Annotated in this window: 14 protein-coding genes; 9 read left to right on the top strand and 5 right to left on the bottom strand. The window is 34.4% G+C overall.

Annotated elements, in window-relative coordinates:
• Positions 1–141: 141 nt before the first annotated feature.
• The 7 genes from NCC77_RS18315 to NCC77_RS18345 all read left to right on the top strand — a co-directional run bounded on the left by NCC77_RS18315 (position 142) and on the right by NCC77_RS18345 (position 9,286).
• Positions 142–1,179, top strand: coding sequence for a helix-turn-helix transcriptional regulator (locus NCC77_RS18315; protein WP_250836887.1), 1,038 nt, complete (start codon positions 142–144; stop codon positions 1,177–1,179).
• Positions 1,180–1,400: 221 nt separating this feature from the next.
• On the top strand, positions 1,401–1,859 hold the full coding sequence (locus NCC77_RS18320) for a MarR family winged helix-turn-helix transcriptional regulator (protein ID WP_250836888.1): 459 nt from the start codon (positions 1,401–1,403) through the stop codon (positions 1,857–1,859).
• Between the two features lie 45 nt (positions 1,860–1,904).
• Positions 1,905–4,295, top strand: coding sequence for a 3-hydroxyacyl-CoA dehydrogenase/enoyl-CoA hydratase family protein (locus NCC77_RS18325; protein ID WP_250836889.1), 2,391 nt, complete (start codon positions 1,905–1,907; stop codon positions 4,293–4,295).
• 30 nt (positions 4,296–4,325) lie between these two features.
• Entirely contained in the window at positions 4,326–4,706 is a 381-nt protein-coding gene (locus tag NCC77_RS18330) for a four helix bundle protein (protein WP_250836890.1), read from the top strand.
• Positions 4,707–4,738: 32 nt separating this feature from the next.
• Entirely contained in the window at positions 4,739–5,920 is a 1,182-nt protein-coding gene (locus NCC77_RS18335) for a thiolase family protein (RefSeq protein WP_198856475.1), read from the top strand.
• Positions 5,921–6,160: 240 nt separating this feature from the next.
• Positions 6,161–7,966, top strand: coding sequence for an acyl-CoA dehydrogenase FadE (locus tag NCC77_RS18340; RefSeq protein ID WP_250836891.1), 1,806 nt, complete (start codon positions 6,161–6,163; stop codon positions 7,964–7,966).
• 225 nt (positions 7,967–8,191) lie between these two features.
• Entirely contained in the window at positions 8,192–9,286 is a 1,095-nt protein-coding gene (locus NCC77_RS18345; RefSeq protein WP_250836892.1) for a glycoside hydrolase family 18 protein, read from the top strand.
• Positions 9,287–9,337: 51 nt separating this feature from the next.
• Here the strand turns inward: NCC77_RS18345 and NCC77_RS18350 are convergent, their stop codons facing one another.
• The 4 genes from NCC77_RS18350 to NCC77_RS18365 form a co-directional block, all read right to left on the bottom strand.
• Positions 9,338–9,823: a hypothetical protein gene (locus tag NCC77_RS18350; protein WP_250836893.1), complete on the bottom strand. Its 486-nt coding sequence runs from the start codon at positions 9,821–9,823 to the stop codon at positions 9,338–9,340.
• Positions 9,824–9,906: 83 nt separating this feature from the next.
• A complete protein-coding gene (locus NCC77_RS18355) occupies positions 9,907–10,821 on the bottom strand; it encodes a transporter (protein WP_250836894.1) in 915 nt (304 codons plus the stop codon).
• Between the two features lie 41 nt (positions 10,822–10,862).
• On the bottom strand, positions 10,863–11,381 hold the full coding sequence (locus tag NCC77_RS18360) for a DUF4251 domain-containing protein (RefSeq protein WP_250836895.1): 519 nt from the start codon (positions 11,379–11,381) through the stop codon (positions 10,863–10,865).
• Between the two features lie 4 nt (positions 11,382–11,385).
• Entirely contained in the window at positions 11,386–11,814 is a 429-nt protein-coding gene (locus NCC77_RS18365; protein ID WP_250836896.1) for an META domain-containing protein, read from the bottom strand.
• A gap of 212 nt (positions 11,815–12,026) precedes the next feature.
• Here NCC77_RS18365 and NCC77_RS18370 point away from each other — a divergent pair, with 212 nt between their 5' ends.
• Together NCC77_RS18370 and NCC77_RS18375 are read left to right on the top strand one after the other, a co-directional pair.
• Complete coding sequence (locus tag NCC77_RS18370) at positions 12,027–12,554, top strand: superoxide dismutase family protein (RefSeq protein ID WP_008468500.1); 528 nt, start codon at positions 12,027–12,029, stop codon at positions 12,552–12,554.
• A 109-nt stretch (positions 12,555–12,663) separates the two neighbouring features.
• Positions 12,664–13,866, top strand: a complete 1,203-nt coding sequence (locus NCC77_RS18375; RefSeq protein ID WP_250836897.1) for an LETM1-related biofilm-associated protein — start codon at positions 12,664–12,666, stop codon at positions 13,864–13,866.
• A gap of 39 nt (positions 13,867–13,905) precedes the next feature.
• Here the strand turns inward: NCC77_RS18375 and can are convergent, their stop codons facing one another.
• Entirely contained in the window at positions 13,906–14,541 is a 636-nt protein-coding gene (can, locus tag NCC77_RS18380) for a carbonate dehydratase (protein ID WP_250836898.1), read from the bottom strand.
• Positions 14,542–14,638 lie beyond the last annotated feature (97 nt).

Raw genomic sequence — 14,638 nt, forward strand, 5'->3', positions numbered from 1 at the left:
AGCAGATCTAAAAAGATTTTATTTTTAAAATAATCTGCTGAATCTGCCTAAATCATTTTTAATCTGCGTGAAACAAATCTTAATAATCATTGAATTAAAAAACTTTGCGCCTTCGCGCCTTTGTGGCAAAACAACACAAAAATGTCACAAAACAAAAACGCCCTAATCCGATATAAAACCATCGATAAATGTCTGCAGAACAAATATAGGCAATGGACACTCGAAGATTTAATCGAATGCTGTTCTGAAGCTTTATTTGAATATGAAGGAAGACAAAATCCAATTAGCAAGCGAACCATTCAGATGGATATTCAGCTGATGCGAAGTGAGAAATTGGGTTACAATGCCCCAATCGTGGTTTACGATAAAAAGTATTATAAATATGAAGACGAAGATTTTTCGATAACCGATATTCCTCTGACGGAAACAGACATGAATGTTTTGACAGAAACGGTTTCGATGTTGAAACAGTTTAAAGATTTCTCTTTATTTAATGATGTTTCGGATATTTTACAGCGACTGGAAGATAAAATCTACGCCGAAAAATCACATACCAAACCTGTTATTTATCTGGATAAAAACGAAAAACTAAAAGGGCTTCATTATCTAGACGAAATTTATCAGGCGATTATCAAGAAAATGGTTCTCATTATTACTTATAAATCTTTTAAATCAAGAGAAGAAACGAAATTCCATTTTCATCCTTTTATACTAAAAGAATTTAATAATCGCTGGTTTTTAATCGGAAAGAAAAAAGCATCACAGCCTATTACCAATTTGGCTTTGGACAGAATCATTTCTATTGATTACGATTTTAATCTTCCTTATTTAGAAGAAGATTTTGACGCTGACATTTATTACAAAGATGTAATTGGTGTTACAGTAAATTCGGGATTGAATGCAAGACGAATTGAATTATGGGTCGATGCTTCGAATGCCCCTTATGTACTCACTAAACCTTTGCACACGTCTCAGCGATTAATTAAGGAAAATGAAGACGGGAGTGTTATTATACATATATATGTAATACCCAATTACGAGATGGAAAGACTCCTTCTAGGTTTTGGAAGCTGTCTGGAAATTTTAAGACCTGAGAGTCTGAGAAATCGTATGAAAAAGACACTTCAGGAGGCAATTTCACGTTACGATTCTGAAAAACCAACTGAAATAAATGCATGATTTTTTACAGAATACAGAAATAAATGCTTTTTAAAAATTAAAAAAAGATTTTTACCGCATTAAAAATGTTAAAATCTAAAAAAAGAATAGTATATTTCACTTAAAATAAACTACCAAAACCCTTTAAATCAGGGATATTTTATAACTAACCAAAAATTTATTAAAAAATTATATGCATGCATAGTATTTTTTAATTATATTTGAAATCGATATAGTTACCTATGAAAGACAAAACGATAGATTATATTTTAAGAGCGACATGGCAAGCTGTTTCAAGAATGTATAATGAAGAAGCGGCTAAATATGATGCAACAATGGCGACAGGATTTGCTCTTTTAAGTATGGACAAGGAAGAAGGAACTCCGTCAACCGCTTTGGGTCCGAGAATGGGCATGGAAGCCACCAGCTTGACAAGAACCTTAAAATCTATGGAAGAAAAAGGTTTGATTGTTCGCAAAAAAAACCCAAGCGACGGAAGAGGTGTTTTAATCTATCTGACCGATTTTGGGAAAGAAAAAAGAGATTTATCTAAAAATACAGTTCTGAAGTTTAATGAAATGGTAAGAAAACATGTTTCGGAAGAAAAACTGAATCATTTTATCGAAGTTTCTGAAATTATCAATGAACTGATTCACGATAAAAACATATTTAATCACACAGAAAACACAGAAAATAAATAGTTTTTAAAAGCATTTATTTTCTCCTACAAACAAATAATAACAAGTATGAAACGCACAATTAAAAAAGTTGCTGTAATTGGATCCGGAATTATGGGTTCAGGTATAGCTTGTCATTTTGCTAACATTGGTGTCGAAGTTTTACTTCTGGACATTGTACCGCGTGAACTGACCGAAGCTGAAGCTAAAAAAGGATTAACACTTGAAAGTAAAGCCGTTCGCAACCGTGTGGTAAACGAACATTTGGCGAATTCATTAAAATCAAAACCATCTCCTATTTACAGTCAGAAATTCGCAAATAGAATTACGACTGGAAACACGACAGATGATATGGCAAAAATTGCTAATGTTGACTGGATTATCGAAGTTGTTGTTGAGCGTTTAGACATTAAGAAATTAGTTTTTGAACAAATCGAGAAATTCCGTAAACCAGGAACTTTGGTTACTTCTAATACTTCTGGTATTCCAATTCACTTTATGAGTGAAGGAAGAAGCGAAGATTTCCAACAACACTTCTGCGGAACTCACTTTTTTAACCCTGCGCGTTACTTAAAATTATTTGAAATTATTCCTGGTCCAAAAACTTCAACTGAAGTATTGGATTTCTTAAACGAATACGGATCTAAATTCTTAGGAAAAACTTCGGTTGTGGCTAAAGATACTCCGGCGTTTATTGGAAACAGAATTGGTATTTACGGAATCCAAAGTTTATTCCATTTAGTTAAAGAAATGGGATTAACAATTGAAGAAGTTGATAAATTGACTGGACCAGTAATTGGTCGTCCAAAATCGGCTACTTTCCGTACGGTTGACGTTGTTGGTTTGGATACTTTGGTACACGTTGCTAATGGTATTTACGAAAACTGCCCGAATGACGAACAACACGAATTGTTCAAACTTCCTGATTTCATCAATAAAATGATGGAAAACAATTGGTTAGGAAGCAAAACTGGACAAGGTTTTTATAAAAAAGTAGATAAAGATATTCTTTCTTTAGACTTAGATACATTAGAATACCGCGCTGCAAAAAAAGCAAATTTTGCTACGCTTGAATTAACTAAAACTATTGATAAACCTATCAATCGTTTTAAAGTTTTAGTAAAAGGAACAGACAAAGCGGGAGAATTCTACCGTAAGAGTTTCGCCGGAATGTTTGCTTACGTTTCAAACAGAGTTCCTGAAATCTCAGACGAATTATATAAAATTGACGATGCCATGAAAGCTGGTTTTGGATGGGAAAATGGTCCATTCGAAATCTGGGATGCAATTGGTGTTGCCAAAGGAATTGAAATCATGAAAGCAGAAGGTTTAGAGCCAGCTGCATGGGTTACTGAAATGTTGGCTTCTGGAAGCGAAAGTTTCTATTCTGTAAAAGAAGGGGCGACTTATTTCTATAACATTCCAACAAAATCACAAGTTAAAGTTCCTGGACAAGATTCATTCATTATCCTAAACAACATCCGCGAAAGCAAAAAAGTTTGGAGCAACAGTGGTGCAATCATTCAGGATTTAGGAGACGGAATCTTAAATTTAGAATTCCAATCTAAAATGAATACAATTGGTGGTGATGTTCTTCAAGCTATCAATAAAGCAATCGACTTATCTGAAAAAGAATATCAAGGTTTAGTTATTGGTAATCAGGCAGCAAATTTCTCTGTTGGTGCTAATATCGGAATGATTTTCATGATGGCGGTTGAGCAGGAATATGACGAATTGAACATGGCGATTAAATTGTTCCAGGACACCATGATGCGCGTTCGTTACTCTTCTATTCCAGTTGTTGTTGCGCCTCACGGAATGACTTTTGGTGGTGGATGCGAAATGAGCTTACATGCTGATAAAGTAGTTGCTGCTGCAGAAACGTATATGGGATTAGTTGAATTTGGTGTTGGAGTTATTCCTGGTGGTGGTGGTTCTAAAGAAATGACTTTAAGAGCTTCAGATTTATTCCGCAAAAACGATGTGGAATTGAACGTTCTTCAAGAGTATTTCTTGACAATCGCAATGGCTAAAGTTTCGACTTCTGGTTACGAAGCTTTTGATACAGGACTTCTTCAACATGGAAAAGACGTTATTGTAGTAAACAAAGATCGCCAAATAGCTGAAGCTAAAAAACATGCTTTGTTATTAGCTGAAGCGGGTTATACACAGCCAATCAGAAGAAACGATATTAAAGTTTTAGGAAAACAAGCTTTAGGTATGTTCTTAGTTGGAACAGATCAAATGCAGGCTGGAAAATACATTTCTGAGCACGATAAGAAAATCGCTAACAAATTGGCTTATGTAATGGCTGGCGGTGATTTATCTGAAGCAACTTTAGTATCTGAACAATATTTATTAGATATCGAACGTGAAGCTTTCTTGAGTTTATGTACAGAAAGAAAAACTCTGGAGCGTATTCAATATATGTTAACTAAAGGAAAACCTTTGAGAAACTAGTATCAAGTAATAAGAATTAAGTATTAAGAGATGCACCAATTTGAAAAATTAAAGATTTGGCAGAAAGCAATGGACATTGCAGTTCATGTTTATGAAATTTCATCAATCCTGCCAAACGATGAAAAATTTAATTTAATCCATCAAATAAAAAAGTGCGCAGTTTCAATTCCTTCTAATATTGCCGAAGGTTCAGGAAGAAATTCAGACAAAGAATTTATGCACTTTCTAGGAATAGCAAATGGTTCAACGTTTGAATTAATAACTCAATTAATACTTGCTAAAAGACTTAAACTTGTTAGTGAAGATTTAATTCAACCCACTATTAATCAATTAGTAGAAGTATCAAATATGAATTTTTCTTTTCAACGATCACTCAATGATAAAATCAACAAAACAATTGGAAAATCTTAATACTTAATTCTCCAATCTTAATACAACAATTTATGAAAACAGCATATATAGTAAAAGCATATAGAACAGCAGTTGGAAAAGCTCCAAAAGGTGTTTTTAGATTTAAAAGACCTGACGAATTAGCTGCAGAAACGATCCAATTTATGATGGACGAATTGCCTAATTTCGATAAAAAACGTATCGATGACGTTATGGTAGGAAATGCCATGCCAGAAGCAGAACAAGGTCTTAATGTTGGACGTTTGATCTCTTTGATGGGATTAAAAGTGGAAGACGTTCCTGGTGTAACTGTAAATCGTTACTGCGCATCTGGATTAGAAACTATCGGAATGGCAACTGCTAAAATCCAATCAGGAATGGCGGATTGTATCATTGCTGGAGGTGCAGAAAGTATGAGTTATATTCCGATGGGAGGTTACAAACCAACTCCGGATTATAAAGTTGCCGCTGCAGGTCACGAAGATTACTATTGGGGAATGGGTTTAACTGCAGAGGCGGTGGCTAACCAATACAAAATCTCCAGAGAAGATCAGGATGAGTTTGCTTACAACTCTCACATGAAAGCCTTGAAAGCGCAGGCAGAAGGAAAATTCGACAAACAAATCGTTCCAATTACTGTTGAGCAGACTTTCATCAATGAAAATGGAAAAAAAGAAACTAAATCATACGTTGTAAACAAAGACGAAGGACCAAGAGCTGGAACTTCTAAAGAAGCTTTGGCAGGTTTAAAACCAGTTTTTGCTGCTGACGGAAGTGTAACTGCTGGTAACTCTTCTCAAATGAGCGACGGTGCTGCTTTCGTTTTAATCATGAGCGAAGAAATGGTAAAAGAATTAAATCTTGAGCCAATTGCAAGACTTGTAAACTTTGCTTCTTCTGGTGTTGAGCCAAGAATCATGGGTATTGGTCCGGTAAAAGCTATTCCGAAAGCATTAAAGCAAGCGGGATTAACATTGAACGATATAGAGTTAATTGAATTAAACGAAGCTTTTGCTTCACAAGCTTTAGCAGTAACTCGTGAGTTAAACATTAATCCAGAAATCGTAAACGTAAACGGTGGAGCGATCGCTTTAGGTCACCCTCTAGGTTGTACAGGAGCTAAACTTTCTGTTCAGTTATTCGACGAAATGAAACGCAGAGGTAATAAATATGGAATCGTTTCGATGTGTGTGGGAACTGGACAAGGTTCTGCAGGGGTTTACGAAGTGTTATAAGAAAGTATTCTCTCCGATTTGTCATTTCGACGAAGGAGAAATCACACTAGTAATTCGACAAAGTAACCATCTAGTTTGTCATTCCGAGGAACGAGGACACGAGCGATAGCGAACTGGCGAAGCAATCTCGGCGACAATTATCCTCAAAGTTTGTCAATCGTTGTAGAGCTACTTGCGGAGATTTCTCCTTCGTCGAAATGACAAGATTGAGCAAAAACAAAATATAAAAAAAACATAATCATGGCAGATACAATCGAAAAAAACGTGACTCGTGGTGGTCAGTTTTTAGTTAAAGAAACAAAATGCGAGGACATCTTCACACCAGAAGATTTCTCGGAAGAGCAGTTAATGATGCGTGACTCTGTAAAAGAGTTCGTAGACAAAGAATTATGGGCGCATAAAGATCGTTTTGAGAAAAAAGATTACGCTTATACAGAATCATCTATGCGTAAAGCTGGTGAACTAGGACTTCTTGGAGTTGCAGTTCCTGAAGAATACGGTGGATTAGGAATGGGATTTGTTTCTACAATGTTGGTTTGTGACTACATTTCTGGTGCTACAGGTTCTTTCTCAACTGCTTTTGGTGCGCACACAGGAATTGGAACTATGCCAATTACACTTTATGGTACTGAAGAACAAAAGAAAAAATACGTTCCAAAATTGGCTACTGGAGAATGGTTTGGAGCTTATTGCTTAACTGAACCAGGCGCAGGATCTGATGCTAACTCAGGAAAAACTAAAGCAGTTTTATCTGAAGACGGGACTCATTATTTAATTACAGGTCAAAAAATGTGGATTTCGAATGCAGGTTTCTGCAGCGTTTTCATCGTTTTTGCTCGTATTGGAGATGATAAAAATATTACAGGTTTCATCGTAGAAAATGATCCGTCTAACGGAATTTCTATGAATGAAGAAGAGCATAAATTAGGAATACGTGCTTCTTCTACTCGTCAGGTTTTCTTCAACGAGACTAAAGTTCCAGTTGAAAACATGTTGTCTGAAAGAGGAAACGGTTTCAAAATCGCCATGAATGCTTTGAACGTTGGTCGTATTAAATTGGCTGCTGCTTGTTTAGATGCTCAAAGAAGAGTGACTTCTGGAGCTGTAAAATATGCTAACGAAAGAATTCAGTTCAATACTTCTATTTCATCTTTTGGAGCTATCCGTTCTAAATTAGCTGAAATGGCAACGAATGCTTACGCTGGAGAAAGTGCTTCTTACCGTGCTGCAAAAGATATCGAAGACAGAATTGCTGCTCGCGAGGCTGAAGGAACTAGCCACCAAGAAGCAGAATTGAAAGGTGTTGAAGAATATGCTATCGAGTGTTCTATCTTGAAAGTAGCAGTTTCTGAAGACGTTCAATCTTGTTCTGACGAAGGTATCCAAATTTTTGGTGGAATGGGATTCTCTGAAGATACTCCAATGGAGAGTGCTTGGAGAGATGCTCGTATCGCTCGTATCTACGAAGGAACAAACGAAATCAACAGAATGCTTTCTGTAGGTATGTTGATCAAAAAAGCAATGAAAGGTCACGTTGACTTACTTGGACCAGCAATGAAAGTTCAGGAGGAATTAATGGGAATTCCATCTTTTGATACGCCAGATTTCTCTGAATTATTTGCAGAAGAAAAAGTAATCGTAGCTAACTTGAAAAAAGTTTTCTTAATGGTTGCAGGAAGTGCTGTTCAAAAATATGGTCCTGAATTAGATGCTCACCAACAATTATTAATGGCAGCTTCTGATATCTTAATTGAAATCTACATGGCTGAAAGTACAATTTTGAGAACTGAAAAATTAGCAAAAGCTCAAGGCGAAGATAAAGTTCAAGAGCAAATTGCTATGGCAAAATTATACTTGTACAAAGCGGTTGATATCGTAAACTTAAGAGGAAAAGAAGGAATTGCTTCTTTCGCTGAAGGTGACGAGCAACGTATGATGTTGATGGGACTTAAACGTTTCACTAAATATACTAACCTGCCAAATGTTGTGGCACTTAGAGAAAAAATTGCAGCAAAATTAGTAGCAGAAGACACTTACTGCTTCTAATATCAAGATAGTTTTTAGCTTTTAATTTGTTTAAGCCCGCGCAAGTCCGAAACTGCGCGGGCTTTTTTTGTAATTTTCCATGAAAGACATCACTTACAAGGCGCAATATTTTTGCAGAAATTTGCAAAATATTCGTTAAAATTAACTTTCTAGAGCATTTACGATGTTAAATATTAAATGTATTACAGTATATTTAACATTCTAAAAACTATAAAAAACAAAATAATGAAACAAATTACTCTAATCGCATCTTTTTTGCTTTGTTTTGGTATTACAACCACTTTTGCACAAAAAAACAAAAAAATGGATATCATTGCCTACTATACGGGCGATTCTCAACTTATTGACCAATATGAAGTTGGAAAATTAAATCAGATTATTTTTAGTTTTTGTCATTTAAAAGATGGAAAATTAAGCGTTGATTCGGCTAAAGACTCTATCACTATCAAACATTTGGTTTCGCTTAAAGCAAAAAATCCGCAACTTAAAATTATCTTATCTCTTGGTGGCTGGGGAGGTTGCGAGCCATGCTCGGAAGCATTTTCAACGGATGAAGGACGCTTAAAATTTGCAAAATCTGTAAAAGAAGTAAGCGATTATTTTAAAGTTGATGGTTTAGATTTAGATTGGGAATATCCATCAATTGAAGGACTTCCTGGACATTTATACCAAGCAGCCGATAAACCTAATTTTACAGATTTATTAAAAAAATTGCGTGCAACTTTAGGTAAAAAGTACGAATTAAGTTTTGCTGCGGGAGGTTTTCAAAAATGTTTGGATGAATCTATAGATTGGAAAGCTGTTGCTCCTTATGTAAACCGCATCAATATTATGAGCTACGATTTAGTAAACGGATATTCAAAAGTTACAGGTCATCACACACCATTATACAGTACAAATCCGAAAGAAGAATCTACAGATAGAGCTGTTGAGTTTTTACTAAAATCAGGCGTTCCTGCTGAAAAATTAGTAATTGGAGGTGCATTCTATACTAGACAATGGAAAAACGTAGAAAACATCAATAACGGATTGTATCAAGCTGGAGAACACTTTCAAGGTGTTGATTTTAAAAACTACGCTACAACATATACAGAAGCAAACGGCTGGAAATATTTTTATGATGAAAAAGCTCAAGCACCATATTGGTACAATGCTTCAACGAAAACTTTTGCAACATCAGATGATTTAAAATCTATCAAAGCAAAAGCTGAATACGCAAAAGCAAAAAAATTAGGAGGAATTATGTTTTGGGAACTTACTTTAGATAGTTTCCGTGATGGAATGGTAAATGAAATTTACAAAGTTAAAACCGCTAAATAATAAAAAAGGGAATCATAATGATTCCCTTTTTTATATATAAATCGTATAAGATTACTGAACCTTGTTCTTATCTAATTCTCCAATAAATGGAATTGCTTCTAAAATTTCGCTTCTAATTATGGTTTGAAGATATACTTCAAGCTGAATAAATTTTGCCGCATTAATAGAACCAATCGCTTTTTTTGCCTGATTATAAGTTTTAGAGTAAAGTTTCTCATAATCAATATGGTTTTTCAAAGTTGCTTTAGCCAATTGATCCGCTTTTTCATCAGTTAACGTTTCATAATTAGCCGCATAATCATTTATCAATTGAAACTTAGTCTGCCCTAAAGCTTTTCGCGACGTTTCATAATTATCGTAAACTTTAGTAAAAGCTGTTGCCTGCGCATCAGATAAATTCATGTACTGTTTTACCAATTCAGCTTTAGATTTTCCATAAACACTTTGTACTACTTCTAAATCTTCTTTATAAGAAGATTGCGCATAAGATGAAAATGAGGCTATCGCCATGATAAGAATAAGACTTAATTTTTTCATAGTTTCAATTTTAAATTTGTTTTTAAAAATATATGCATACTCAAATATACTGATTTTAAACACATTAAATCATAATCAAAATCTTAAAAGAAAGAATATTGATAAACTGCTGACAAGGCATAATAATTTAGTCCGTTGTTGGTATAGGCTCCAATATGATATTGAAATCTGACCGACTGCCCTTTCGCAATTGGAGTAGAAAATGTTCCTCCTACTCGCCAATTATCAATCTGACTCTCATCTGAAACTCCATCAGCAATAGTTCGGCCTCCAAAAAACCAAGTCGTATTAAAACCAACCCACATTTGGTTTTTAAAATAATAACTTGCATGCGCCTGAAGGCTATAGGTTGGTTTTTGCTCTAATTTTTTTCCTAAATAATCATTATTATCCGTATAAAACCACACCCCGCCATAGGCCTCAGCATAAACATGAGCAAACCGTTTCGACACCCCTATTTCGGGCTTAAAAGCCCAGCGGTTTGTTCCAATGTTTACTTGTTTATCGCCATAATACCTTCCTGTTGGGATTGAAGTAACCAAACTGACTCCAAGAATTGTTTTTTGCTCAAAACTTCTGAATTCAGATTTATCAAGTGCAGGAGAACCTAGCAAATTAATTCCAAAACGTACTTTCATATCTGCAAAACCAGTTCTTGAACCTGTTACCAGCTGATCACTGATTACAGCAGATCCGTCCATAAAAGTAAAAGGCAGTCCTACCTGTATACGAGCCAGTTTATCTGCCAACCCAAAAGTTTTGATATAATTTACAGCCATATTGTGGCTTTTAAGTGTAAAATCTTTTATGGGTAGAGAAGGATCTGTGAGTACATTTCCATTCATGAAAACATAACCTGCTGCAATTACTTTTAGACCTTTAGGAACATTAGCATAAGCTCTGGGTTCCAAATCCTGACCCCACGTTTTGAATACACCAAAAAAGAAAAACAAAACCGAAAACCGCCACTTTAATAACCATAAAAAGATTCTTACCATATATTCAGACGAATTTGCGACAAGTTTAGTATTGAATTACATCATTGTTTCTCTGCTGTTTTTGGAGCATATATCACTCCATCATAACTAATTGGACCTCGATTATTACTGCTTACAGAAAGTGTTGTGTTTCCGTTATAAAAAATAGAAAACGTTAAATCGTATACATCACTAACACCTCTTACTGTTGCTTTTAGAATAGTATTATTTTTTTTATTTTCGACTTTAACGTTCTCGGGCTTACCTTCAAATTTTATTCCGCCATCACTATTATAGCCAACATTATAACCACGTCCGAAGAAAGGAAGATCACAAGTTGCATTATCGGCCTTAAACTTTAAAAAATACGTATTATAGTCCAATTGAAGTAATCGACCTCCTTGAGGTGTAGCTTTTTGAGCCTCAAAAACAAAGTTTTGAGAATCTATAAGAGCTTTAATTTCGTTTTGTTTCTTTAATTCTCTTTCTTGCTTGAGTTCTTTTTTTGTCTTTTCTTGTGCAGAAACTGAAAAACTAATAACATTTATCAGTATCAGTAAAATAGATAATGTAGTTTTCATAGGTCTATTTTTTAGTAAAACGCATCAAAGCAATATCGCCAGAAATAAAGTTTAAAGTCTTACCATCATCTGTAATATCGTAAGAAGTTATTTTCTGAAGCGTACTCAAATAAGTTTGCTCACCTTGCAATCCATCCAAACACATCATTTTCGTTACTGCCATTGGCTGAGTAAAATCAATTTTGTTGCCATCAACAATCAATTTTCCTGTATATGAATTACAACTAGCGTTACCAGAAACCTGATTTGCTTTGGCATCAAATTTTATAGTTGGTTTTTTATTTGGATATAATCCTTCAAAAGTAATTCGTGGTCCAGAAATATAATTCAATTCCCAAGTTCCATCAAGCTTAGAAACTGCATCCGTTTTTGCGCATTTGCAGGAAATTAAAAACGAACTAAAAAAAACGAAGGTAAAAATCTTTTTCATCATAACATTAAGGATTAAATGTGAGCGAATTAGATAAATGGTTTTCAGAAATTATTCGTTAAAAACCTACACGAATTTAAACAATATTTTTGGGTTTTAACTCAATCAACATCAAATTATAACGTATAGTTTGACTTTTTTTTAACTTTTAGAGTCAATCAAATCCGTTATTTTATGTTAAATTTACTTAATCTTTAATTAAAATGCCCGTAGATATGAAAAAACTAATTGTTTCTTTCGCTATAATTACCGCCTTAATCATTGGCTGTAAAACAAATAACAAATCAAATGATGCTAAAACTCTAACTGTTGCATTAGAGCCAAAAAGCAATAGTAAAGTTGCCGGAACTGCTACTTTTGTTGAAAAAAATGGCAAAGTAACTTTTACAGCAAAAATCACAGGATTAGAACCTGGAGTACATGCCATCCATATTCATGAAAAAGCAGATTGTAGTTCTGCCGATGGAAGTTCTGCTGGAGGACACTGGAATCCAACTTTCAAAAAACATGGAAAATGGGGAGTTGGAGAATATCATAAAGGTGATATTGGGAACTTTACCGCTGATGCAAAAGGGAACGGATCTATTACTTTAACAACTGACGAATGGTGCGTTGGATGTGGAGATTCTAACAAAGATGTTCTTGGCAAAGGCTTAATTGTACACGCAGGAACAGATGATTTTACAACCCAGCCAACTGGAAATGCTGGAGGAAGAGTTGCTTGTGCAGGAATCATTAAATAAAAAAAAAATCAATAACCGCTATTTTTAACAAAATCTAGCGGTTATTTCATTTTAAAATGAATTCTAAGACAAGAAAAAGGCATAGCTTTGCATCAGCAAAATTAAGTCCATGATTAACCCATCAGCACCAGGCTGGATCGATAAGTTTTTTAGTGAACAGAAGTTTTCAGAAGCAATTCCTTTTGAAACTGTGGATTCGTTTTACTATAAAGTGAGAGAAACGGGGTTTATTTACGGTCATATTATTGCCATAGATTCTCAAGTTCCAATCCCAATAAAAGGCTGGTTTAAAACCGAAATTTCAAAAGTTGCCTTACTTAATACACTCTATCATGTTTTTTGTTTAGAGAAAAGAAATTCCGAACCAAAAAATTTTATTTCTGAAGCCTTAAAGTTTTACAAGCAAATGAATCCAGAAGGATTTAATTTGTTTAAAATTTTATTGCCCAAAGATACTCCTTCACTATCTCTGGAAAACATTATTGACCAGAGAGTTCAGACGAATGACAGCATCATCAGTAAAAACTTCTCGCATTTGGTGACCAATGCTTTATTGTTTATTGATGTTCTGGCCTTTAGACAATATTTAGAACATGGAGAAATTCCTGAAAAATATTTAAAAAGAATTGAAGAAACGGTTCTTGGAATTGTTGGTTTGGCTTTAAAAACCAAAACAGTAAAATCTCAGCATGACGATCTTTTAATTAAACTTTTTGAAGCTTCTATACGTTATTCAAAATTTTCGAAAGTTACGGTTGAAACTTTAGAGACTTTACATCTTGATTATTTTAAAAATGAATTAGAGCATTACTATTTAATTGATATGGCCGGAATGGCTTTATGGAGTGATGGAGTTGTCGAAAATGAAGAATCGTATTTCCTATATTCTTTAGGTTCAACAATGGGAGTTCCTGATGATTTTGTAACGCAAAGCATGGATACAACCAATACTTTTATTACAACCCACAAAAAGAAAATTCCGTACTTTAATTATTCAAATCCTGTTAAACATTTTTATGACCAAATGACACATAGCGTAGTCAAATTAATCATAAGAAACAAAAATAGGCTAATTAAAGAAATTGTTCAAAGTAAGGAATTGATGGTGCTACTCGCCTATTCTACAACAAGAGATTTGGATGCGAAGGAAAAGAAAAAGGTAAAAAAACAGCTTTTGGACATATGTAAAACCATTCCGTCGTTAACCATATTTTTACTTCCAGGAGGAAGTTTATTATTACCAATCTTGATAAAGTTTATCCCAACAATGCTTCCATCGGCATTTAATGAGAATTTAGACGAAAACGAATAAAAAAATCGCCCTTTTGAGGGCGATTTCTATTTGTATCTATTAAAGATCTAATTGGTAAACTTCGTCTAGCTCATCATTTGAAGCGATATTTACATCTAAGTCAGTTACAAAACCAGAATTTAATCCGTAAACCCACCCATGAAGCATTAAGTCTTGGCCATTTTTCCAAGCATTTTGCACAATGGATGTTTTTGCTAAGTTGTAAACTTGTTCTTTAGTATTGATTTCAACAAAAGCATTAAAACGCTCTGTTTCATCTTCAATAGAGTTTAAGTATTTATCATGTAAACGATATTCATCTTTAATATGACGAAGCCAGTTATCAATAATTCCAACAGACTGATGTCCCATTGCTGCTTTTACACCTCCGCATCCGTAATGTCCGCATACAATAACATGTTTTACCTTCAAAACGTTTACAGCATAATCCAGAACACTAAGCATGTTCATATCAGAGTGCACTACCATATTGGCAATATTACGGTGAACAAAAACCTCACCTGGTTTTGCACCAACAATTTCGTTTGCAGGAACACGGCTATCAGAACATCCAATCCATAATAATGGCGGTTGTTGTCCTTTTGCCAAATCAGCAAAATAATTAGGATCTTTTGCTAATGAAGTTTCAACCCACTTCTTATTGTTTTCTAATAACTGCTCATAAAATTTTCTCATTTTTTTATTTTTTGTGTGGTAATTTCTAATTCTACGAATGTCTCAAAAAAGAACTTGAATGTAAAGTTACCTAAAATTTGACATTACTACGGCTTTA

The sequence above is a fragment of the Flavobacterium tyrosinilyticum genome, assembly GCF_023656565.1.
Taxonomy (GTDB): domain Bacteria; phylum Bacteroidota; class Bacteroidia; order Flavobacteriales; family Flavobacteriaceae; genus Flavobacterium; species Flavobacterium tyrosinilyticum.

Coding starts and splice junctions, on each gene's coding strand:
- NCC77_RS18345 (WP_250836892.1), top strand. CDS start 8,192: ATGAAACAAATTACTCTAATCGCATCTTTTTTGCTTTGTTTTGGTATT.
- NCC77_RS18350 (WP_250836893.1), bottom strand. CDS start 9,823: ATGAAAAAATTAAGTCTTATTCTTATCATGGCGATAGCCTCATTTTCA.
- NCC77_RS18315 (WP_250836887.1), top strand. CDS start 142: ATGTCACAAAACAAAAACGCCCTAATCCGATATAAAACCATCGATAAA.
- can (WP_250836898.1), bottom strand. CDS start 14,541: ATGAGAAAATTTTATGAGCAGTTATTAGAAAACAATAAGAAGTGGGTT.
- NCC77_RS18370 (WP_008468500.1), top strand. CDS start 12,027: ATGAAAAAACTAATTGTTTCTTTCGCTATAATTACCGCCTTAATCATT.
- NCC77_RS18355 (WP_250836894.1), bottom strand. CDS start 10,821: ATGGTAAGAATCTTTTTATGGTTATTAAAGTGGCGGTTTTCGGTTTTG.
- NCC77_RS18330 (WP_250836890.1), top strand. CDS start 4,326: ATGCACCAATTTGAAAAATTAAAGATTTGGCAGAAAGCAATGGACATT.
- NCC77_RS18360 (WP_250836895.1), bottom strand. CDS start 11,381: ATGAAAACTACATTATCTATTTTACTGATACTGATAAATGTTATTAGT.
- NCC77_RS18365 (WP_250836896.1), bottom strand. CDS start 11,814: ATGATGAAAAAGATTTTTACCTTCGTTTTTTTTAGTTCGTTTTTAATT.
- NCC77_RS18320 (WP_250836888.1), top strand. CDS start 1,401: ATGAAAGACAAAACGATAGATTATATTTTAAGAGCGACATGGCAAGCT.
- NCC77_RS18325 (WP_250836889.1), top strand. CDS start 1,905: ATGAAACGCACAATTAAAAAAGTTGCTGTAATTGGATCCGGAATTATG.
- NCC77_RS18375 (WP_250836897.1), top strand. CDS start 12,664: ATGATTAACCCATCAGCACCAGGCTGGATCGATAAGTTTTTTAGTGAA.
- NCC77_RS18335 (WP_198856475.1), top strand. CDS start 4,739: ATGAAAACAGCATATATAGTAAAAGCATATAGAACAGCAGTTGGAAAA.
- NCC77_RS18340 (WP_250836891.1), top strand. CDS start 6,161: ATGGCAGATACAATCGAAAAAAACGTGACTCGTGGTGGTCAGTTTTTA.